General features: G+C 72.5%; 2 protein-coding genes (1 of these 2 only partly in view). Both read right to left on the bottom strand.

From position 1 onward, the window contains the following. Window positions 1-10,780 carry the beginning of a type I polyketide synthase gene (locus OG892_RS39320; RefSeq protein WP_371631825.1) on the bottom strand. It extends 13,388 nt beyond the left edge of the window, so only the first 10,780 of its 24,168 coding nucleotides appear in the window; its start codon is at window positions 10,778-10,780; its stop codon lies beyond the left edge, outside the window. Then, on the bottom strand, window positions 10,777-24,654 hold the full coding sequence (locus OG892_RS39315; RefSeq protein WP_371631824.1) for a type I polyketide synthase: 13,878 nt from the start codon (window positions 24,652-24,654) through the stop codon (window positions 10,777-10,779). Before OG892_RS39315 ends, OG892_RS39320 begins: the two co-directional genes overlap by 4 nt.

The following is a 24,654-nucleotide window of genomic DNA, read 5'->3' as shown; positions in this document are numbered from 1 at the left end:
CGACCCGCTGACCACCCTGACCCGAGAACACGAAACCCGTGGGGGCCGTCCGGGAGACGCCCGACACCATTCCCGGCGTCGGTTCACCGGCGGCCAGTGCTTCCAGTCGCGTACGGAGTGCCCCGGCGTCGCTGCCGAGGACGACCGCGCGGTGTTCCAGGGACGAGCGGGTGGTGGCCAGAGAGAGGCCGACGTCGGTCGTGTCCAGGTCCGTCACGGCAGCGGCGAGTCGGCCGGCCTGTGCGGCCAGACCCTCCGTCGAGCGTGCCGACACGGCCCAGGGCACCAGCGGCAGGGTGGAGACCGCAGCCGACACCGGCGACTGAGCGGCGGCGGGTGCTTCTTCGACGATCACGTGCGCGTTGGTGCCGCTGACTCCGAACGCGGACACACCCGCGCGGCGCGGGCGCTCGCCGCGGGGCCACTGCCTGGTCTCGGCCAGCAGCTCCACCGCGCCTGCCGACCAGTCCACGTGCGAGGACGGAGTGTCGGCGTACAGCGTTCTGGGCAGCTCGGCGTGGTGCAGCGCGAGCACCATCTTCATGATGCCCGCGACACCCGCCGCGGCCTGCGTGTGCCCGATGTTCGACTTGATCGAGCCGAGCCACAGCGGCTGCTGGTCCTCGGGCCGGTCCTGGCCGTACGTGGCGAGCAGGGCCTGCGCCTCGATCGGGTCACCGAGCGAGGTGCCCGTGCCGTGGGCCTCCACCACGTCCACGTCCGCAGGCTCCAGCCGCGCGTTCGCGAGGGCCTGCCGGATGACGCGCTGCTGGGAGGGACCGTTCGGCGCCGTCAGTCCGTTGGACGCGCCGTCCTGGTTGACCGCGCTGCCGCGCACGACCGCCAGCACCTGGTGGCCGTTGCGCTGCGCGTCCGAGAGGCGTTCCACCAGGAGCAGGCCGACGCCCTCGCTCCAGCCGGTGCCGTCGGCGTCGTCGGAGAACGCCTTGCAGCGGCCGTCGGTGGCGAGTCCGCCCTGGTGGGCAAAGTCGATGAAGGCGTCCGGGCCCGCGATGACGGTGACACCGCCGGCGAGGGCGAGTGAGCACTCCCCCGACCTGAGCGCCTGCACGGCGAGGTGGAGGGCGACGAGCGAGGAGGAGCAGGCCGTGTCGACGGTGACGGCCGGGCCTTCCAGCCCGAGCGCGTACGAGATCCGGCCGGACATCACGCTGCCCGAGTTGCCGGTGATCAGGTGGCCGCCGACCCCATCGGGCACGTCGTTCACCCGGCTGAGGTAGCCGGAGCTGCCGGCGCCGACGAAGACGCCGACCTTGTCGCCCTTCAGGGACAGCGGGGCGATGCCCGCACGCTCCAGGGACTCCCAGGCGACTTCGAGGAGCAGCCGCTGCTGCGGGTCCATGGCGAGGGCCTCGCGCGGCGAGATGCCGAAGAAGGCGGCGTCGAAGTCCGCGGCACCGGACAGGAAGCCGCCCTCACGGGTGAAGGCGGACCCTGCGGCGTCGAGGGCGTCCAGATCCCAGCCTCGGTCGGCGGGGAACGGGGTGATGGCGTCGGCCGCTCCGGAGATCACCTGCCACAGGCTCTGCGGGTCCGTGGCGCCGCCGGGGAAGCGGCAGCCCATCGAGACGATCGCGACCGGTTCGTCGAGAGCCGCGTGGACGGCTTCGACCCGTTCGGGGCTCTGCTCGGTGCCCAGCAGCCGGTCGACGAGGAAGTCGGCGAGTACCGCGGCGGTGGGGTGGTCGAAGACCAGGGTGGCGGGCAGCGGCAGGCCGGTCACCACGCGCAGCCGGTCACGGAACTCGACCGCGGTGAGCGAGTCGAACCCGAGGTCGCGGAAGGCGTTCTCCGGCTCGATGGCCGCGGCGCCCGCGTGACCGAGGACCGTGGCGGCCTCGCCGCGTACGAGTTCGAGGACACGGCGGCGCTGCTCCCGGTCGTCGAGGCCGCGCAGTCCCTCGCGCAGGACGGCGGTGGTGTCGTCCCCGTCGGTGGCGCCGCCGTCGCCTCGGTCATCGGCGGGGGCGGTGCCGAACGCGGCCAGCAGCGCGCTGGACCGGCGCAGGGTGAAGCTCGGCAGGAAGCGGTCCCAGTCGACGTCCGCGACCGACACGCAGGGCTCGTCGCCACAGAGCGCCGACTCCAGTGCGGCCATCGCGTCATCGGGCGACAGGACCGGCAGTCCGCGTCTGCGCAGATCGTCCTGGGCGCCCTCGGCGGCGGCCATGCCACCGCCGTCCCACGGCCCCCAGGCGACCGAGGTGGCGGCCCTGCCCCGGCCGCGGCGCCGGATCGCGAGGGCGTCGAGGTAGGCGTTGGCTGCCGCGTATCCGCTCTGGCCGCCGCTGCCCCAGGTGGCCGCGATGGAGGAGTAGAGCACGAACGCGTCGAGGTCGCGGTCTCCGAGCAGCGCGTCGAGGTTCGCCGCCCCGGCCGCCTTCGCGCCCAGCATCGCGGCGAGGCAGTCGGCGTCGGTGTCGCCCAGGGCCATGGCCCGGGTCTGGCCGGCGGCGTGGAAGACGGACCGGATGGCGGGCCCTGCGGCCTCGATCAGGGCGACGGCCGCCGCGAGGGACGAACGGTCGGCGAGGTCGCAGCCGGCGAGGGTGACGGTCACCCCGCGCGCTTCCAGTTCCGCACGCAGTTCGGGGGCGCCCGGGGCGCCCTCACCGCGACGGCTGACGAGCGCGATGTGCTGTGCGCCCCGGTCCACCGCCCAGCGGGCCAGCCGGGCGCCGAGCGCGCCGGTGCCGCCGGTGATCAGGACCGTGCCGGAGGGCGTCCATCCGGCGCCGGTGTTCTCCATCGACGCGGACACGAGCCGCCGTCCGAGCACGGCCCCGCCGCGCACGGCCAGCTGGTCCTCGTCCTCGGCGCTGCCCGCCAGTACTTCCACCAGCCGGGCGAGCGCACCGCCCGCCGGCCGTTCCGGGACGTCGACGAGACCGCCCCAGCGCTCAGGCTCCTCCAGGGCGACGACGCGGCCCAGGCCCCAGACGGCCGCCCGCAACGGATGCGAGAGTTCGTCGCCCGCTGTGGTGGACACCGCCCCCGACGTCACGGACCACACCTGGGTATCCGTCCCGGCGTCAGCCAGGGCCTGCACCAGCGTGGTCGTGGCCGTCAGACCGTACGCGAGACCGGGGCGGCCCACGTGTTCCCGCTCGTCCTGACCGAGGAACGACACCACGCGCGTCCGGCCGGAGGACGCGGCGGCCCCGGTGAACTCCGCGAGACGAGCGGCCAGTGCCGCCCGGTCCAGCTCCATGGGCTCCAGCCGGAGCCGGGTGACCCGGGCGCCGCGCGCCGCCAGGTCCTCGGCGAGGGCTCCCGCCCAGGGGTCGTCGCCGTCCGTCGGCTCCGACTCCACGATCAGCCAACTCCCGGACACATCAACGCTGTTGGCCGGTCCGGTCGGCGTCCAGCCGATCCGGTATCCGAGCCGTTCCAGGTCGGCGCGCTCGCTCCGGCGCCGCTGCCAGGTGCTGAGGGCCCTCAGCACCTGGTCCGGATCGGCATCGGGTGCGACGCCGAGCGACTGCGTGAACGCGCCCAGGTCGCCGCCCTCGACGATCTCCCAGAACGCGGCGTCCGCACCGCTGGTGGCGGGGACGGGGGCGGGCTCGGACGGCCGGAGCTGGTGGCGCGGCCAGTAGCGCTGGTGCTGGAAGGCGTAGGTGGGCAGGTCGACGGTGCGGGCGCCGGTGGGTGCGTAGAACGCCGCCCAGTCGACGTCGGCGCCGTCGGCCCAGAGGCGGGCCAGTGCGGTGACGACGGTGGTGGGCTCGGACTGCTTTCGGTTCAGCGCCGCCACCGCGAGCGAATCGCCGTCGTACGTCTCGTCGACGGCACCGGTCAGCGTGGCGTCCGGTCCCAGCTCCAGGAACCTGGTGACACCGGAGGACTTCAGGTGGGTGATCGCGTCGGCGAAGCGGACCGTGCCGCGCACCTGGTCCACCCAGTACGACGCGGTGAACCCGGTGACCGGCTCACTCGTCAGGGTGGAGACGATCGGGATGCGCGGAGTCTCGTACGTAACCGAGTTCGCAGCCGCACGGAACGCGTCCAGCATCGGGTCCATCAGCACCGAGTGGAACGCGTGACTGACCTCCAGCCACCGCCCCTGACGATCAGACAGAGCGCCCGCTACGGCCTCAACCGCTTCACGAGCACCCGACAGCACCACCTGACCGGGAGCGTTCACCGCAGCCACGGACACACCATCGCCCTCGACCAGCAGCGGGGTGACCTCGTCGAGCGTCGCCCGAACCGCCCACATCGCACCACCGGCAGGCAACGCCTGCATCAACCCGGCCCGCGCAGCGACCAGCTTGCACGCATCCGCCAGCGAGAACACCCCAGCGACATGCGCGGCGGCCAGCTCACCCACCGAGTGACCCACCAGGTAGTCCGGGCGAACCCCCCACGACTCAAGAAGCCGGAACAGCGCCACCTCGACCGCGAACAGCGCGGGCTGCGCCCAGCCCGTTCGTCCGAGAGCCTCAGCGTCGGTGAACATCACCTCACGCAGACCATCGAAGTGCGCACACACCGCATCCAGCGCGGCTGCGAACACCGGGAAGGCCTCCGCCAGCTCCCGGCCCATACCGACCCGCTGACCACCCTGACCCGAGAACACGAACCCGGTCAGACCGTCCCGGGCCACCACCGGCACCAGCGCCTCGCCCAACCGCGCCCGCAGCTCGTCAGCGTCCACGCCGAGCACGACGGCGCGGTGCTCCAGCGCCGCCCGGGTCGTCGCCAGCGACAGGCCGACATCGACCGCGTCCAGGCCCTCCACACCGGAAGCCAGCCGCTGCACCTGACCTTCCACGCCCGCCGCAGACTTCGACGACACCAGCCAGGGGATCACCGGAAGCGCGACGTCCGGCACCGTGGCCGGTGTCTGCACGGTGGCAGGAATCTCTTCGATGATCACGTGTGCGTTTGTCCCGCTGACGCCGAACGCGGACACACCCGCCCGCCTCGGCCGGTCACCGGGCGCCCAGTCCCGTGCCTCGGCCAGCAACTCCACCGCACCGTCCGACCAGTCCACATGCGAGGACGGAGTACCGACGTGCAACGACTGCGGCAGCACCTCGTGCCGCATCGCCAGAATCATCTTCATCACACCCGCGACACCCGCCGCCGCCTGCGTGTGCCCGATGTTCGACTTCACCGAACCCAACCACAACGGCCGCTCTGCGGGCCGATCCTGGCCATACGTGGCCAGCAGCGCCTGCGCCTCGATCGGGTCACCCAACGAGGTGCCCGTGCCGTGCGCCTCGACCGCGTCCACCTCAGCGCCCGACAGCCCCGCATTGGCCAGCGCCTGCCGAATCACCCGCTGCTGCGACGGACCGTTCGGCGCCGTCAGACCATTGGACGCACCATCCTGGTTCACGGCCGAACCGCGCACCACCGCCAAAACCTGGTGCCCGCTGCGTCGGGCGTCCGACAACCGCTCCAGGACCAGAACGCCCGCGCCCTCGCCCCAGCCCGTACCGTCCGCATCGTCCGAGAACGCCTTGCACCGGCCGTCCCCAGCCAGACCACCCTGCCGCTCGAACTCCACGAACGCACCCGGCGTCGACATCACCGTCACACCACCGGCCAGCGCAAGATCACACTCACCCGACCGCAACGACTGCGCCGCAAGATGAAGGGCCACCAACGACGACGAGCAGGCCGTGTCAATGGTGACGGCCGGCCCCTCAAGGCCCAGCGCGTAGGAGATGCGCCCCGACAGGACGCTGCCCGAGCTTCCCGTCCCGCCATAACCCTCGGCCGACTCCCCCGCCAGCGCCAATGCCGCCGGGTAGTCCTGCCCGTTCGTCCCCGCGAAGACCCCGACCGGCAGACCACGCAACGAGAACGGCGCGATACCCGACCGCTCCAGCGACTCCCACACCACCTCAAGCAGCAACCGCTGCTGCGGGTCCATCGCCAGTGCCTCACGCGGCGAGATCCCGAAGAGACCGGCATCGAAGTCCGCCACACCCTCGACGAACCCACCGACCCGGGCATAGTCACCACCGACCGCGCCGATCAGCTCCCAGCCACGATCCGCGGGGAACCCACCCATCGCATCCGTGCCCTCAGCCAGCAGCCGCCACAACTCCTCCGGCGAATCCACCGCACCCGGGAACCGGCAACCCATCCCCACCACAACCACCGGATCATCACCATCAACCTGACGCGCCGCCACCACACCCAGCGCCGCACCCTCCTCCTCCGCACCGAACAGCCGGGACAGCAGTTCATCGGTCAGTGCCTCGACGGACGGGTAGTCGAACACCACGGTCGAGGGCAGTTTCAGACCGGAAGTCGTGGTCAAGGCGTTACGGAGTTCCACCGCCATCAGTGAGTCGAGACCCAGATCGCGGAATGCCGTGGACATCCCGACGGCCGCCGGATCCTCGAACCCCAGCACCGCTGCGGCCAGCGACCGCACGATCTCCATGAACGTCTTCCGACGGACAGCGGGTGACAGGCCGACGAACCGCTCCCTCAATGCGCCGGCTCCGGCGTCGGCGCGCGGCACAGGCGTGGTCGTGCTGCGTGGCGCGACCTCGTCCCACAGACGGTTCGCCCGCAACGCGGTCATCCCGGGAACGAAACGCTCCCACTCCACATCAACAACCGTCACACACCCCGAAGCAGAACCCAGCACCCCAAGCGCCGCATCAGGATCCAGCGGCTTTACCCCACCACGCTCCATCCGGGCCAACACCGTGACGTCATCAGCCATACCCCCCTCGGCCCACGGCCCCCACGCGATCGACGAGCCCACCAGACCCTGACCCCGGCGGAAGTCCACCAACCCGTCCAGCGCAGCATTCGCCGCCGCATACGCACCCTGACCCGCACCACCCCACACACCCGCAGCCGACGAGAACACCACAAACGCATCCAAGTCCCGACCGAGCGAAGCGTGATGCAGATTCCACGCACCACCCGCCTTCGCCCCCCACACCCCGGACACCCGCTCAGCCGTCAGACCATCCACCACACCGTCGTCCAACACCCCTGCCGTATGCACCACCGCCGAGACCTCGAACCGGGCGAAAAGCTCCTCCACCTCCTCCCGCACACCCACATCACACGCCACCACATCCACCACAGCACCCAACCCACGAAGCCCATCCACCAACTCCGCCGCACCAACGGACTCCATCCCGCGACGGCCCACCAGCACCACACGCTCAGCACCCCGGCCCACCACCCACCGCGCGACCCGGGCACCCAACGCACCCAGACCACCCGTCACCAACACCGTCCCCGACGGCGACCACACCACACCCCCAGGCCGGGCAGGACCGAGCCGACGCCCCAGCACCGCCCCACCACGCACCGCAACCTCGTCCTCATCACCGAAACCACCGGCCAGCACCTCCACCAGCCGGCCCACCGCACCCCCCACCGGCACCTCCGGCACATCCACCAACCCACCCCAACGCCCCGGCTCCTCCAAAGCCACCACCCGACCCAGACCCCACACACCAGCCCGCACCGGACGCGCAACCACATCACCCGCACCCACCGAGACCGCACCGGACGTCACCGACCACACCGGAACGTCAACACCGGCATCACCCAACGCCTGCACCAACACCGCAGACCCCACAACACCCCCGGGCCCCGACTCCACCTGACCCAGGAACGACACCACCCGCCCACAACCCGCGAACTCCCCAAGACGGCCGGCCAGAACCGCCCGCTCCAAGCCCTCCGCATCCAAAACCAACCGGGACACCTCCGCACCCCGGCCCGTCAGCTCATCCGCCAGCGCAGCCGCCCACACATCCTCAACACCGGCCGGCTCAACAATCAGCCACCCACCCGACACCCCAACCCCAACCCCAACCCCAGCACCCAGCGGCGCCCACGACACCTCATAACGCAGCCTGTCCGCTACCTCACGCTCACGACGCCGACGCTGCCACGCCGAGAACGCCGGCAACGTCTCCCGCAACGGAGCCCCGACATCCACACCGAACTCCGCCGCGAACAACTCACCGTCACCACGCTCCACCGCATCCCAGAACACCGCATCAACAGCAGCCGACGCCACCACCGGCTCCCGCCGCACACTCGGCCAGAAACGCTGACGCTGAAACGCATACGTAGGCAGATCCACAGTCCGGGCACCCGACGGAGCGAAGAACGCCGCCCAATCGACATCGCCACCCGCCGCCCACAGCCCGGCCAACGCGGTTACCGCCGTATGCGCCTCGGGCCTGTCCCTACGCAGCATCGAGACAGCGAACACCGCATCGTCACTCGCCTCACCGATCGCACCGACCAAGGACGCATCCGGCCCAACCTCCACCAGACGCGCCACACCCAACCCGGCCAACCGGGAAACGGCATCCGCGAAACGAACCGTCCCCCGGACCTGATCCGCCCAATACGCCCCACTGAACCCAGCGACCAGCTCACCCGTCAGCGTCGACACGATCGGGATGCGCGGAGCCTCATACGTCACCGCGTCAGCCGCCGCACGGAACTCGTCCAGCATCGGGTCCATCAACACCGAGTGGAACGCATGGCTGACCTCCAGCCACCGCCCCTGACGATCAGCAAGACCACTCGCTACCGCCTCGACCGCCTCACGAGCACCCGACAGCACCACCTGACCGGGAGCATTCACCGCAGCCACGGACACACCATCGCCCTCGACCAGCAGCGGAGTGACCTCCTCCACCGTCGCCCGCACCGCCCACATCGCCCCACCGGCAGGCAACGCCTGCATCAACCCGGCACGCGCCGACACCAGCTTGCAGGCGTCCGCCAGCGAGAACACCCCGGACACATGCGCAGCCGCCAGCTCACCCACCGAATGACCCACCAGGTAGTCCGGGCGCACCCCCCACGACTCAAGAAGCCGGAACAGCGCCACCTCAACCGCGAACAACGCCGGCTGCGCCCAACCGGTCGACTTCAACGCCTCCGCATCGGTGAACATCACCTCACGCAGACCATCAAAATGCGCGCACACCTCATCCAACGCAGCCGCGAACACCGGGAAGGACTCCGCCAGCTCCCGGCCCATACCGACCCGCTGACCACCCTGACCCGAGAACACGAACCCGGTCAGACCGTCCCGGGCCACCACCGGCACCAGCGCCTCGCCCAGCCGCGCACGCAGCTCGTCAGCGTCCACGCCGAGCACGACGGCGCGGTGCTCCAGCGCCGCCCGGGTCGTCGCCAGCGACAGGCCGACATCGACCGCGTCCAGGCCCTCCACACCGGAAGCCAGCCGCTGCACCTGACCTTCCACGCCCGCCGCAGACTTCGACGACACCAGCCAGGGGATCACCGGAAGCGCCAGCCGCTCCAGCCGCTCCTGCGGTTCCTGCGGCTCGTCGTCCGAGTCCGAGACCGCGGCCTCCTCGGCGATCGGCTCCTCTTCGATGATCACGTGGGCGTTCGTCCCGCTGACGCCGAACGCGGACACACCCGCCCGCCTCGGCCGGTCACCGGGCGCCCACTCCCGCGCCTCGGCCAGCAACTCCACCGCACCGTCCGACCAGTCGACATGGGTCGACGGCGTCTGCGCGTGCAGTGTCTTCGGCAGCATGCCGTGCCGCATCGCCAGGACCATCTTCATGACGCCCGCGACACCCGCCGCCGCCTGCGTGTGCCCGATGTTCGACTTGATCGAGCCCAGCCACAGCGGCTGGTCCGCAGGCCGGTCCTGCCCGTACGTGGCCAGCAGCGCCTGCGCCTCGATCGGGTCACCCAGCTTGGTACCCGTACCGTGCGCCTCCACCACGTCCACATCCGCCGATGACAGACGCGCGCTGGCCAGCGCCTCACGGATGACACGCTGCTGCGAGGGACCGTTCGGCGCCGTCAGACCGTTGGACGCGCCGTCCTGGTTCACGGCCGAACCGCGCACCACAGCCAGCACCTGGTGCCCGCTGCGCCGGGCGTCCGACAACCGCTCCAGGACCAGGACACCCACGCCCTCGCCCCAGCCCGTACCGTCCGCATCGTCCGAGAACGCCTTGCACCGGCCGTCCCCGGCCAGACCACCCTGCCGCTCGAACTCCACGAACGCACCCGGCGTCGACATGATCGCGGCGCCACCGGTCAGCGCGAGCTCGCACTCACCGGCCCGCAGCGACTGCACGGCCAGGTGCAGGGCCACCAGCGACGAGGAGCAGGCCGTGTCAACGGTCACCGCCGGGCCCTCGAGCCCCAGCGCGTACGAGATACGGCCGGACAGGACGCTGCCGGCGCTGCCGGTCATGATGTAGCCGCCGACGCCTTCCTCGGCGCCCAGGAGGATGTCGTAGCGGGACGGGGAGCCGCCCATGAAGACGCCGACCTTCTCGCCCTTCGTGGACATCGGAGCGATGCCCGCGCGCTCCAGCGACTCCCACACGAGCTCAAGGAGCAGCCGCTGCTGGGGGTCCATGGCCAGTGCCTCGCGCGGCGAGATGCCGAAGAGGGCGGCGTCGAAGTCGGCCACGTCACCCAGGAATCCGCCCTGGGTGGTGGGGCCGACGCCGGGCAGGTCGAGGTCCCAGCCACGGTCGCGCGGAACGGGAGACATCGCGTCCACGCCGTCCTCGACGAGCCGCCACAGGTCGTCGGACGAGCGGACGCCGCCCGGGAAGCGGCAGCTCATCGCGACGATCGCGATGGGTTCCCGCGCCGCGTCCTCCACTTCACGGAGCCGCTTGCGCGTCTCGTGAAGGTCGGCCGTCGTCCACTTGAGATAGTCGCGAAGCTTGTCCTCGTTCACCGTACGGACCGTCTCCTGTTGGCGTCGCCACGGGAGACGGTAGCTTCGGCTTTCGCTCAGGAAGACTTACCGAACTCCCTGTGGATGAATTCGAACAGCTCGTCGTCTGTCGCTGTCTCCAACTTGCGGGTTACGGGCTCCTCGTCATCCACGGACGGCCTGTCCCCCAGCACCGACAGTAGGCTGCGCAACCTTGCTTGCACGGCGTCCAGATCGTGGTCTGGGGAAAGAGCTGAAATTCCGGCTTCAATCTTGTCCAGCTCCTGAAGTACTGCCTGGTCCGGGGAGATCTGCCCCGGCTGCTCCCCGAGGAGCCCCGAGCGCAGCCGTCCGACGAGGTCCAGCACGGTCGGATGGTCGAAGACCAGCGTGGCGGGCAGCTTCACTCCCGTGGCGGAGGTCAGCCGGTTGCGCAGCTCCACCGAGGTCAGCGAGTCGAATCCGAGGTCCTTGAAGGGCCGGTTCACCTCGACGGCGTCGGCCTCGTCGTGGCCCAGGACGGCGGCGACGGCGGACCGTACGAGACCGAGCAGGGCGGCGTCGCGTTCCGCCGCGGCCATACCGCGCAGCCGGTCGCCGTGGTCCGTGTCCGGCTGCTGCGACGCGTCGGGGCCAGCAGATGCGGGGCGGCCGGTGGGCAGCTCGGTGAGCAGCGGCCGGGGCCGGGCGGCGGTGAAGCCGGTCGCGAAGCGCGGCCAGTCGATGTCGGCGACAGTGAGCAGCGTCTCGTCGTGTTCCAGGGCCTGGCGGAGTGCGGCGAGGGCCCGTTCGGGGGCCATGGCGATGACGCCCCGGCGGCGCAGTTGCTCCTCTGCTGCCGGGTCGGCGGCCATGCCGCTGCCGGACCAGGCGCCCCAGGCGACCGAGGTGGCGGTGCGGCCGCGTGCTCTGCGGGACTGGGCGAGGGCGTCGAGGGCGGCGTTCGCCGCGGCGTAGGCGGCCTGGCCTCCGCTGCCCCAGACACCGGCGTTGGACGAGAACAGCACGAACGCGTCCAGGTCGGCCTCGTCGAAGTACTCGCCGTACAGCTCGTCGAGGTGGGTCGCGCCCAGGGTCTTCGCGGCGAGCACGTCCGCGCATTCCTCGATGCTCATCTCCGACAGCGGGGTGGCCTGGACGGCTCCGGCGGCGTGTACGACGGTGCGGACGCGGCGTCCTTCGTCGCGCAGTCCGGCCAACAGAGCGGCCAGCGCGGCACGGTCGGCCACGTCGCAGCCGACGATGGTCACCTGGGCGCCGAGTGCGGTCAGTTCGGCGCGCAGTTCCTCGGCGCCGGGCGCGTCGGGGCCCCGGCGGCTGGTGAGCACCAGGTGCTCGACGCCGGATTCGGCCAGCCAGCGGGCGATGTGGGAGCCGAGTCCGCCGGTTCCGCCGGTGATGAGTGCGGTGTCCCGGGGCTGCCAGGTGCGTTGCGGCGGGGTGTCGTCGAGCGGCGCGGGTACCAGCCGCCGTACGAGGACGCCTTGGCGGCGCAGGGCGATCTGGTCCTCGTCGCCGCTGCCGGCCAGGATCTGGCGGATCCGCTCCGCGTCGGGTTCGGCCAGTTCGGCGGGCAGGTCGAGGAGGCCGCCCCAGCGGTCGGCGCACTCGAGGCCGATGACCCGGCCCAGGCCCCAGATCTGTCGTTGGGCGGGGTCGGTGAGCCGGTCGGCGGGGGTGGCCAGTTCGGCTCCGCGGGTCAGCAGCCACAGGGGCGCCTCCCCATCGGTGCCGGTCAGTGCCTGGGCCAGCCGCAGGGTGGCCGCGACTCCGGCGTGCAGCGCCGGGTGCGCCGGGTGGGGGCGTACGTCGGTGCCGAGCAGGGAGACGATGCCGTGCACGGTGCCGGAGTCCGCCAGGTGGGTGCGCAGCAGTCCGGCGAGCGAGTCACGGGTGGCGGTGGCCGCGTCGACGGTCACGGTCCGCAGCTCGGCTCCGGAGGCTGCCGCCAGTGCCCGGCCGACGGTGTCGCACCAGGCGGCGGTGTCGGCGGTGGCAGCGCCTGAGAGGTCCGGGGTGAGCAGCAGCCAGGTGCCGGACAGCCGGGCGGGCCGTTGCTCGGGGAGCGGGCGCCATACGGCGCGGTAGCGCCAGGCGTCCAGTGCGGCGGCGTCGCGGCGGGTGCGCCGCCAGGCGGACAGCCGGGGCAGCACCTCGTCGAGGGTGGTCGCGCCGATACCGAGGGTGTCCGCGAGGGCGGCGGTGTCCTGCCGTTCGACGGCGCTCCAGAAGGCGTCGCCGACCGGGTCGGCGGCGGACCGGTCGGTGACGGCCGTCGCGGGGCGCGGCCAGTAGCGCCGGTGCTGGAAGGCGTACGTGGGCAGTTCGACGTGGGTGGCCGGGGCGTCCGTAGCGGTCACCGCGTCCCAGTCGACGTCGATGCCGGAGCAGTACGCCTCGGCCAGCGAGGTCGCGAACCGGCGCGGGCCGCCGTCGTCGCGGCGCAGCGAGCCTCCGACGAAGATCTGCCCGGCCATCGGGGCGCCGCTGTCGGTCAGGTCGTCGACGGTCTCCCGGACGGGGACGGTCAGGACCGGGTGGGGGCTCATCTCCAGGAAGCCGCGATGGCCGTGCCCGGCGAGGGTGCGTACGACGGGGTCGAGCCGCACGGGCCGGCGCAGGTTCTGGAACCAGTACTCGGCGTCCAGTTCGCCGTCGTCGATCCACTCTCCGGTGACGGTGGACAGCATGGGGATCGTGGGGTGCTGCGGCCGGATCGGGCGCAGCGCCTCGCGGATCTCGTCCGCTATGCGGTCGACGTGGGCGCTGTGCGAGGCGTAGTCGACGGGGATGCGACGGGCCCGTACGCCGGTGCCCTCGCAGTGGACGAGCAGTTCGTCGAGGGCGTCCACGTCGCCGGAGATCACCACGGAGGCGGGGCCGTTGACCGCGGCGACCGAGAGGCGTCCGTCGTAGCCGGCGACCAGCTCCGCTGCGGGTTCGGGCGCGAGCATCACGGAGACCATGCCGCCGCTCGCGGCGAGTGCGGTCAGTGCCCGGCTGCGCAGGGCGACGACGCGTGCGGCGTCGCGCAGGGAGAGGGCGCCGGACACGCAGGCGGCTGCGATCTCGCCCTGGGAGTGTCCGATCACCGCGTGCGGGCGGACGCCGCAGGACTGCCAGAGTTCCGCGAGCGAGACCATCACCGCGAACAGCACGGGCTGGACCACGTCCACCCGGTCGTATCCGGGGGCTCCGGACGTGCCGTGCAGTACGTCGGTCAGCTTCCAGTCCACGTACTCGGCCAGCGCTTCCTCGCAGGCGGCGAGTTTCGCGGCGAACACCGGTGAGGAAGCGGCCAGTTCGGTGGCCATGGCGACCCACTGGGCGCCCTGGCCGGGGAAGACGAACACCGTTCTGCCGGGTGAGCCGGCCGTCGCGGTGACGACGTGTGCGCTCTCCCGGCCGTCGGCGAGCGCGGCCAGACCGGCCACCAGCTCGTCGTGGCCGCTGCCGATGACGGCGGCGCGCCGGTCGAGCGCCGCGCGCGAGGTGACCAGGGTCCGGGCCACGTCCGCGGGGGCCGGTGCGTCCGGCCCGGTGACCCGGGACAGCAGCCGGGCGGCCTGGTCGGTGAGTGCCTGCGGTGTCTTGCCGGACAGGGTCCACAGCACCGCGTCCGAGAACGGTGCGGGGCGCGGGGTGGTGTCAGGGGCACTGGCAGGGGCGGTGTCAGGACCGGGCACCACCGGTTCGACGCTCATCGGTTCGGGTGCCTGTTCCAGGATGGCGTGGGCGTTGGTGCCGCTGACGCCGAATGCCGAGACTCCCGCGCGGCGCGGCCGGCCGAGGTCGGGCCAGGCCTGCTGCTCGGTGAGCAGCCGTACGCCGCCGCCCTGTGCGCTGTCCCAGTCGACGTGCGAGGTGGGTGCGGCCACGTGCAGGGTCTTCGGCAGGGTGGCGTGCCGCAGTGCCAGGACGGTCTTGATGACTCCGGCGACACCGGCGGCCGCCTGGGTGTGGCCGATGTTCGACTTGAGCGAGCCGAGCCACAACGGCCGGTCCTGGGGCCGGTCCTTGCCGTACGTGGCGAGCAGCGCCTGCGCCTCGATCGGGTCACCGAGCCTGGTGCCGGTGCCGTGGGCCTCCACCGCGTCGACGTCCTGCGTGGTGAGGCCCGCCGCGGCGAGCGCCTGGCGGACGACGCGCTGCTGGGCGGGGCCGCTGGGGGCGCTGAGCCCGTTGGACGCGCCGTCCTGGTTGACGGCGGTGCCGCGGATCACGGCCAGCACGGGGTGCCCGTTGCGACGCGCGTCGGAGAGGCGTTCCACCATGACGACGCCCGCGCCCTCACCCCAGCCGGTGCCGTCGGCGTCGTCGGAGAACGCCTTGCAGCGGCCGTCCGGCGACAGTGCGCGCTGGCGGCTGAACTCGACGAACGCGCCGGGGGTGCTCATCACGGACGCGCCGGCCACCAGGGCTGCGCTGCACTCGTCGGCGCGCAGGGCCTGGCAGGCCAGATGCAGGGTGACCAGGGACGCGGAGCAGGCGGTGTCCACGGTCATGGCGGGGCCTTCGAGCCCGAACGTGTAGGAGATCCGGCCGGAGAACACGCTGGCGGAACTGCCGGTGGCGATGTAACCGGCGACGTTCTCCTCGGAGTTGTGCAGGGCCACCGGGTAGTCCTGGCCGTTGGTTCCGGCGAACACACCTATACGGCTGCCGCGTACGGAACGCGGGTCGATGCCGGCCCGTTCGAACGCCTCCCAGGAGCATTCCAGCAGGAGGCGCTGCTGCGGGTCCATGGCCAGTGCCTCGCGCGGGTTGATGCCGAACAGGTCGGCGTCGAAGTCCGCCACGCCCTGGAGGAAGCCGCCCTCCCGTGCGTACGAGGTGCCCTCGTGGGCGGGGTCGGGGTGGTGGAGGGAGGCGGTGTCCCAGCCGCGGTCCTCGGGGAACGGGCCGATGCCGTCCGCCCCGTCGGTGAGCAGCCGCCACAGCTCCTCCGGGGTCCGGATGCCGCCGGAGAACCGGCAGCTCATGGAGACCACGGCGATCGGTTCGTCGTCGGCCCGCGCCACGGCGGGCACCGGGAGGAGGCTGTCGTCGGGCGTGCCGTCGGCGTCGGCCAGCTCATGCAGCAGGTGGCGGGCGAGCGCGTCGGCGTTGGAGTGGTCGTAGACGAGGGTTGCGGGCAGGACGAGACCGGTGAGCGTGGAGAGTCGGCCGCGCAGGTCCAGGGCGAGCATCGAGTCGAAGCCGAGCGCCGAGAACGCGGCCTCCGGTTCGACCGCGGCGGCGGACGTGTGCCCGAGCACCTCGGCGGCCTGGGCGCGCACCGCGTCCAGCAGTGCGGAGTACCGCGCCTGTTCGGGCAGCGCGAGCACCTCGCGCCGCAGCGTCGGTGCGTTGCCCCGCGAGGCGGCGGCGACGGCGTCCACCGTCGCGCCGAGTTCCGCGAGGAGACCGCTGGGCCGCCCGGAGGTCATCCGCGTCCAGTCGGCGTCGGCGATCACCGCGCAGGACGCGTCACCGGTCAGGACGGGCTCCAGTGCGGCCAGCGCGTCCGCGGCGTCCATCGGGTTGAGCCCGGTGTGCCGCATCCGCTCCGCCATGCCGTCACCGGCGGCCATGCCGTCGCCGGCCCAGGGGCCCCACGCGACCGACAGGGCCGGCCGCCCGGCGCGCCGGCGCGTCTCGGCCAGCGCGTCGAGGTAGGCGTTCGCCGCCGCGTAGCCCGCCTGGCCGACGGCGCCCAGGGTGCCGGACAGTGAGGAGAACAGCACGAACGCGGTCAGCTCCCGGTCCCCGAGCAGCTCGTTCAGGTGCGCGGCGGCCGTCGCCTTCGCCGCCCAGATGTCCGCCAGTTGCCGTGGGGTCATCGTGTGCAGCAGGCCGTCGTCGACCACTCCGGCGGCGTGGACGACGCCGTCGACGCGGACGCCGTCGGTGTCGAGTCCCTCAATCAGGGCGGCGAGCGCGGCCCGGTCGGAGACATCGCAGGCCGCGAGGGTGACGCGGGCACCGGCGGCGGTCAGTTCCTCGCGCAGCGCGGCCGCACCGGGCGCCTCCGGCCCCCGGCGTCCGACGAGTACGAGGTGCTGGGTGCCGTGTCCGGCCAGCCATCGGGCAACGTGGGCGCCCAGCGCTCCCGTACCGCCGGTGACCAGGACGGTGCCGCTCAGCGGCAGTTCGGCCGCCTCGCCGGACGGCCTGGCGCCGCGTTCCAGGCGCCGTACGGACATGCCTGCGGGGCGGATCGCGATCTCGTTCTCGGTGGTGCCGCCGGCCAGCAGGCCTGCCAGCCGCTCGATGTCCCGCGCGGTCGGCAGTGCGGGCAGGTCGACCAGGCCGCCCCATCGGTCGGGGTGTTCCATCGCCGCCACCCGCCCCAGGCCCCAGACCGCTGCCTGCTCGGGGTCCGGTGCCGCATCGGCTCCGCCGGTGGCGACGGCACCGCTGGTGACGCACCACAGCGGCGCCGCGACCGAGGCCTGGCCGAGTCCGCGTACCACCTGTGCGAGCCAGCCTGCCCGGCCCGGTCCTGGACCTGCGCCCGGCGCGGGCAGGCAGACGGCTCCCGCGATGCCGGTGTGCCCGGCGAGCAGCTGTGCGGGGTCCGTGTCCGGGGTGAGGACGATCAGTTCGGGCTGCGCGCCATGGGCCAGCAGCCCTTCGGTGAGCGGGGCGACGAGCGGGGCGTCGGCCTCTGGCGCGAGCAGCAGCCAGCGTCCGGCGAGCCGGCCGCGCCGCTCGGTGATCCGGTGCCAGGCGACCTGGTAGCTCCAGCCGTCCTGGGTCCGGGACGGGCCCGCACCGAGCCAGTAGCGCCGGCGCTGGAAGGCGTACGTGGGCAGGTCGGTGACCCGCGCGCCGGCGGGGGCGAAGAACGCCGCCCAGTCGGCCTCCGCACCGGTCGCCCACAGGTGCGCCAGGGCGGCGACCGAGGTGACGGGCTCCGGCTTGTCCCGGCGCAGGAGCGAGACCACCGACACGGTGTCCCCGCAGGTTTCCTCGACGGCCCCGGTCAGGCTCGCGTCCGGCCCGAGTTCGACGAAGCGGGTGACGCCCAGAGACTCCAGGCGGGTGACGGCGTCGGCGAACCGCACCGTGCCCCGGACCTGGTCGGCCCAGTACGCCGGGAAGAAGCCGGTGACCGGCTCGCCGGTCAGGGTGGAGACGATCGGGATGCGCGGAGTCTCGTACGTAACCGAGTTCGCCGCCGCACGGAACGCGTCCAGCATCGGGTCCATCAGCACCGAGTGGAAGGCGTGGCTGACCTCCAGCCACCGTGCCTGCCGGTCAGCAAGACCACTCGCTACCGCCTCGACCGCTTCACGGGCACCCGACAGGACGACCTGGCCCGGAGCGTTCACCGCAGCCACGGAGACACCCTCGACCAGGAACGGTGCGACCTCGTCGAGCGTCGCCCGGACCGCCCACATCGCACCACCAGCGGGCAGCGCCTGCATCAACGCGGCACGCGCGGCGACCAGCTTGCAGGCGTCCGCCAGCGAGAACACCCCGGCCACATGCGCGGCGGCCAGCTCACCCACCGAGTGACCCACCAGGTAGTCCGGGCGAACCCCCCACGACTCAAGAAGCCGGAACAGCGCCACCTCGACCGCGAACAACGCGGGCTGCGCCCAGCCCGTTCGTCCGAGAGCCTCCGCATCGGTGAACATCACCTCACGCAGCGGCCGGTCCAGCAGACCGTCGAAGTGCGCGCACACCTCGTCCAGAGCCTCCGCGAAGACCGGATAGGCGTCCGCCAGCTCGCGGCCCATACCGAGCCGCTGGCCGCCCTGACCCGAGAACACGAACCCGGTCAGGCCGTCCCGGGCCACCACCGGCACCGCGCCCGGCGCCGGCTCACCGGCCGCCAACGCGCCCAGCCCTGCGAGCAGCTCGTCCGTGTCACTGCCGAGGATGACCGCGCGGTGCTCCAGCGCGGCCCGGCTCTTCGCCAGTGACAGACCCACATCCGCCGCGTCCAGACCCACCAGCCCGGACCGCAGCCGGCCGGCCTGCTCCACGACGGCCTCGCCCGACCGGGCCGACACCAGCCACGGCACGACGGGAAGCAGCGCGCCGTTCCTGGCGGGCTCCGGCTCGGCGGGCGCCTCCTCAAGGATCACGTGCGCGTTGGTGCCGCTGATCCCGAAGGCGGAGACACCGGCCCGCCTGGGCCGCTCGCCGCGCGGCCACTCCCGCGCCTCCGACAGCAGCTCCACCGCACCCGCCGACCAGTCCACGTGCGAGGACGGGGCGTCGGCGTACAGCGTCCTGGGCAGTTCGCCGTGCCGCATCGCCAGCACCATCTTGATCAGACCGGCGACACCCGCCGCGGCCTGTGTGTGACCCAGGTTCGACTTCACCGAGCCCAGCCACAGCGGCTGGTCGGCGGGCCGGTCCTGACCGTAGGTGGCCAGCAGCGCATGCGCCTCGATCGGGTCACCCAGCCGGGTGCCCGTGCCGTGCGCCTCGACCGCGTCCACGTCTGCCGACGACAGTCCGGCGTGGGCGAGTGCCTCCCGGATCACTCGCTGCTGGGCGGGGCCGCTGGGAGCGCTGAGGCCGTTCGACGCGCCGTCCTGGTTGGTGGCGGTGCCGCGCACCACGGCCAGCACCCGGTGGCCGTTGCGCCGTGCGTCCGACAGCCGTTCCAGGACGAGGACACCGGCGCCCTCGCCCCAACCGGTGCCGTCGGCCTCGTCGGAGAACGCCTTGCACCGGCCGTCGGAGGCGAGGCCTCCCTGGCGGCTGAACTCGGTGAAGCTGTCCGGCGTGACCAGCACGGCCACACCACCGGCGAGCGCCATGGTGGATTCGCCGGAGCGCAGGGACTGGGCGGCCCAGTGCAGCGCGACGAGTGAGGACGAGCAGGCCGTGTCGAGGGTGACCGCCGGGCCTTCGAGCCCGAGGGTGTAGGCGACCCGGCCCGAGACGACGCTGTTGGCGTTGCCGATGAGAAGGTGGCCCTGGACCTCCTCGGGGACGGACTCCAGCCCGCTGCCGTACCCCATGCTGTTGCAGCCGATGAAGACGCCCGTGCGGCTGCCGCGCACGGACGACGGGTCGATGCCCGCGTGTTCGAAGGCCTTCCAGGCCGTTTCGAGCAGCAGCCGCTGCTGCGGATCGGTGGCCAGCGCCTCGCGCGGGCTCATGCCGAAGAAGGCCGCGTCGAAGTCGATCGCGTCGTGGACGAATCCGCCCTCGCGGACCCCTCCCACGGCGGACGGCCAGCCTCGGTCGGACGGTAGCGGTGACAGCGCGTCGGTGCCGTCGGCGAGCAGTTTCCAGAAGTCCTCCGGCGAGCGGATGTCGCCCGGGTAGCGGCAGCCCATGCCGACGATGGCGATCGGCTCGTCGGCCGCGTGGGCGACGGCCGGTGCCACCGTGTCGTCCGCGGCGCTCCCTTCACCGCCCAGCTCCGTGTGGAGGAAGGCGGCAAGAAGCCGGGGCTGGGCGTGGTCGAAGACCAGGGTGGCGGGCAGCCGCAGTCCGGTCGCGGCGGACAGCCGGTTGCGCAGCTCCAGGGCGGTGAGCGAGTCGAAGCCCAGCTCGCGGAAGGCGCGCGTCTGCTCGATGGCGGAGCCGTCGGCGTGGCCGAGCACCGCGGCGGCGTGGGCGCGTACGAGTTCCAGCAGTTCCCGCTGCTGCTCGGCCGGGGTCAGGCCGGCCAGCCGGCGGCGCAGCGCGTCGTCGGCACCGTCGTGTCCGGTGTCCGGCCGGCCCGCTTCCGCGGCCTTCCTGACGTCGGGGAGTTCGTCGAGCAGCGGGCGGGGGCGGGCCGCGGTGAAGGCCGGGGCGAACCGCTCCCAGTCCATGTCGGCCACGACCGCGACGGTCTCCTCGCGCTCGACCGCGGCACGCAGTGCGACGAGGGCGGAGGCGGGCGGCATCGCGCGGATGCCCCGGGCGCCCAGGTGGCGTGCCATGGACGCGTCGGCCGCCATACCGGCGCCGCCCCAGGCGCCCCAGGCGACCGAGGTGGCGACCCGGCCGCGCGAGCGCCGGTGGTGTGCCAGCGCGTCGAGGTGGGCGTTGGCCGCCGCGTAGACCGACTGGCCGCCGCTGCCCCAGACACCGGCGCTGGAGGAGAACAGCACGAACGCGTCCAGCGGCCGGTCGCCCAGCAGTTCGTCGAGGTGGGTGGCGCCCAGCGTCTTCGCTGCCAGGACGTCCGCGAGGTCCGCGAGGCTGTGCTCGGCAAGCGGCGCGAACTCACCGACGCCCGCCGCGTGCACGACCGCCGTCAGCGGGTGCTCCTCCGGTACCAGGTCGAGCACCCCGGCCAGCGCGGCCCGGTCCGCGACGTCGCAGGCGGCGACGGTGACGCCCACGCCCTGCGCGGTCAGCTCGTCCCGCAGTTCCGGCACTCCGGGCGCCTCGGCCCCGCGCCGGCTGGTCAGGATCAGGTGGTCGATGCCCTCCGCGGCGAGCCACCGGGCGAGTTCCGCACCGATCCCGCCGGTACCACCGGTGACCAGTGCGGTGCCGTGCGGCTGCCAGCGGCGGCCCCGTGCCCCGCCGGGCCCGGCGTGCACCAGACGTCGCACGAAGGAGCCGGACGCGCGCAGCGCCATCTGGTCCTCTGCGCCGTCGGCCAGTGCGGTGGCGAGGCGCTCCGCGCCACGGGCGTCGAGGAGTTCGGGCAGGTCGATCAGCCCGCCCCAGCGGTCCGGGTGTTCCAGCCCGACGACCCGGCCCAGCCCCCAGGCCGCTGCCTGCGGCACGCTGCGCGGCGGGTCAGACGGCCCGATGCCGACCGCGCCCCGCGTGGCGAGCCACACCGGCGCGGCGAGGTCCGCGTCACCGAGTGCCTGCACCAGCGCGACGGTGGCCGCCAGCCCGGCAGGTACGGCGGGCTCTCCGGGATGCGGGCGCTCGTCGAGCGCGGCGAGGGACAGCACCCCGACCGGCTGCGGTACGAGTTCCCGCAGCCGCTCCGTGATCGCCTGCCGCTCGGCCGTACCATCGGCCAGTACCAGGGTGTGTACGTCGGCGCCGTGCGTGCGCAGGGCGTCGAGGACCGCGCCGGTGTGCTCGGTTTCCGCCTCGCTCTCCGGCAGGACGACCAGCCATGCCCCCGTCAGCTCGGGCTGCCCGGCGCTGCTGCTCCTGGGGCGCCATTTCACTTCGTAGCGCCAGGAGTCGGTGGTGTCCTGTTCCCGCTGCTTGCGTCGCCAGTCGGTCAGCGCGGGCAGCAACGGATCGATGAGAGCCGCCTCCGCACCCAGCGTCCCGGCCAGCGCGTCCACATCGGCATGCTCCACCGCCGCCCAGAACGCACGATCGGCAGCAGTGCCCTCATCGCCGGACACCACAGCTTCGGTCTCGAACTCCGGCCAGTAGTGCCCGCGCTGGAAGGCGTACGTGGGCAGGTCCACGGTCGCGGGCCGGGCGCCGTCGGGGAAGGCGGCCGACCAGTCGACGTCCACGCCGCGCACCCACAGCTCTGCCACCCCGGCCAGGAAACGGTCCAGGCCCCCGTCATCGCGCCGCAGCGAACCGGTGACCACACTCTCGTCCGCGATCTCCTGGACCGCAGCCGTCAGCACCGGATGCGAGGATGCCTCGACGAAGACGCCGTAACCCTCTCCGCTCAGCTTCTCGATCGCCTCGGAGAACCGGACCCGCGAGCGCAGGTTCGTGAACCAGTACCCGCCATCCATCCCGGAACCGTCCACGAACTCACCGGTCACCGTCGACAGCAACGGGATGTCACCCGCACGCGGACTGATCCCGGCCAGCTCGACCGCCAGATCCGCCTCCAGCACATCCATCGCTGCGGAATGCGAGGCGTAATCCACCGCGATCCGCCGCGCCCGCAACCCCAGCCCCTTGCACTCGGCAACCAGCTCATCCAGAGCCACGGCCTCACCCGAGACCACCACCTGCGACGGACCATTCACCGCAGCCACCGACACCCGGCCCGCCCAAGCCCCGAGCAACTCCTCCACCCGCTCCACCGACGCCGCGACCGACGCCATACCGCCCGCACCCGCCACCGCAGCAATCGCCCGACTCCGCAAGCACACCACCCGCGCCGCATCCTCCAACGACAACACCCCCGCCACACACGCCGCAGCAATCTCACCCTGCGAATGCCCCACCACCGCAGCCGGCACCACACCGAACGACCGCCACAACGCCGCCAACGACACCATCACCGCAAACGACACCGGCTGCACCACATCCACCGCATCCAACGACGCAGCACCCGGCACCCCGTTCAATACCTCCGTCAACGACCAGTCCACATAAGCGGACAACGCCGACTCACACTCAGCCAGCCGCGCCGCGAACACCGGCGACGACTCCGCCAGCTCGACCGCCATACCCGCCCACTGCGCCCCCTGACCAGGGAACACAAACACCGTCCGACCCACCGGACCCACCACCCCGGACACCACCCGACCCGAAGGCTCACCCACAGCCAACGCAGCCAGAGCGGACACCGGCTCCCCCACCACAACCGCCCGATGCTCGAACCGCGCCCGGGACGACACCAACGACCACCCGACACCCACCGGATCAGTGCCGTCCGCCAGCGGACGCAGCGCCTCGGCCTGACCCCGCAGCGCGGCAGCACTCCGCCCCGACAGAATCCACGGCACCACCGAAGGCGTCCCGGAAACCGCGTCCCCGACCTCCGCCCCCGCCTCCTCCGGCACCTCTTCCAGGATCACGTGGGCGTTCGTCCCACTCATCCCGAACGCCGACACAGCCGCGCGCCTCGGCCGCTCACCACGCGGCCACTCCCGCGCCTCCGCCAGCAGCTCCACCGCACCCGCCGACCAGTCCACATGCGACGACGGCGTACCCAGATGCAGCGACTTCGGCATCAACCCGTGCCGCATCGCCTGCACCATCTTGATCACACCAGCCACACCGGCCGCACCCTGCGCATGGCCGATGTTCGACTTGATCGAGCCCAGCCACAACGGAGCGTCGTCCGGCCGGTCCTGACCGTACGTGGCGAGCACCGCCTGCGCCTCGATCGGGTCACCCAGCGAGGTACCCGTACCGTGCGCCTCGACCACATCCACGTCCGAGGAGGCCAGCCGCGCGTTGGCCAGCGCCTGCCGGATCACCCGCTGCTGCGACGGGCCGCTCGGCGCGGTGAGGCCGTTCGACGCACCGTCCTGGTTGACAGCGGTGCCCCGGACGACGGCCAGGACGCGGTGGCCGTTGCGGCGCGCGTCCGACAGCCGCTCCACCAGGAGGAGGCCGACACCCTCGCTCCAGGCCGTGCCGTCGGCGTCGTCCGAGAACGGCTTGCACCGGCCGTCGGGGGCGAGGCCGCGCTGGCGGCTGAACTCGCGGAACGTCGAGGGGCTCGTCATCAGCTGCGCGCCGCCGGCGAGGGCCAGCGAGCATTCGCCGGAACGCAGGGACTGCACGGCCAGGTGGAGCGCCACCAGGGAGGTGGAGCAGGCGGTGTCCACGGTCACCGCCGGTCCTTCGAGACCCAGGACGTAGGCGATGCGGCCGGAGGCGACGCTGGTGGCGGTGCCGGTGGCGAGGTAGCCCTCGGTGTCGACGCCGCTCTGGTGGACGAGCGGTCCGTAGTCCTGGCCGGTGGCCCCGGCGAAGACGCCGGTCGATGTGCCGCGCAGCGAGGCCGGGGATATCCGGGCGTTCTCCAGGGTCTCCCAGGCGACCTCCAGGAGGAGCCGCTGCTGCGGGTCCATCGCCAGGGCCTCGCGCGGCGAGATGCCGAAGAAACCCGCGTCGAACCGGTCGGCGTCGTGGAGGAACCCGCCCTCGCTGACGTACGTGGTGCCGCGCCGGTCCGGGTCCGGGTCGACGAGGGACTCGAGCTCCCAGCCGGGCCGGTCGGGAAACTGCGAGATGGCGTCCTCGCCCGCGGCGAGCAGCTGCCACAGCCGCTCGGGGCTGTTGGCTCCGCCGGGCAGCCGGCAGCCCATGCCCACGATCGCGATCGGCTCGCGCGCGACCTGCTCCAGGCGCTCGTTGCGCTGCTTGAGCTGCTCGTTGGTGCGCAG

The organism is Streptomyces sp. NBC_00341, from assembly GCF_041435055.1.
Lineage (GTDB): Bacteria > Actinomycetota > Actinomycetes > Streptomycetales > Streptomycetaceae > Streptomyces.
The sequence above is the reverse complement of the archived record's forward strand: the minus strand, read 5'-3'. Positions and strand labels throughout refer to the sequence as shown.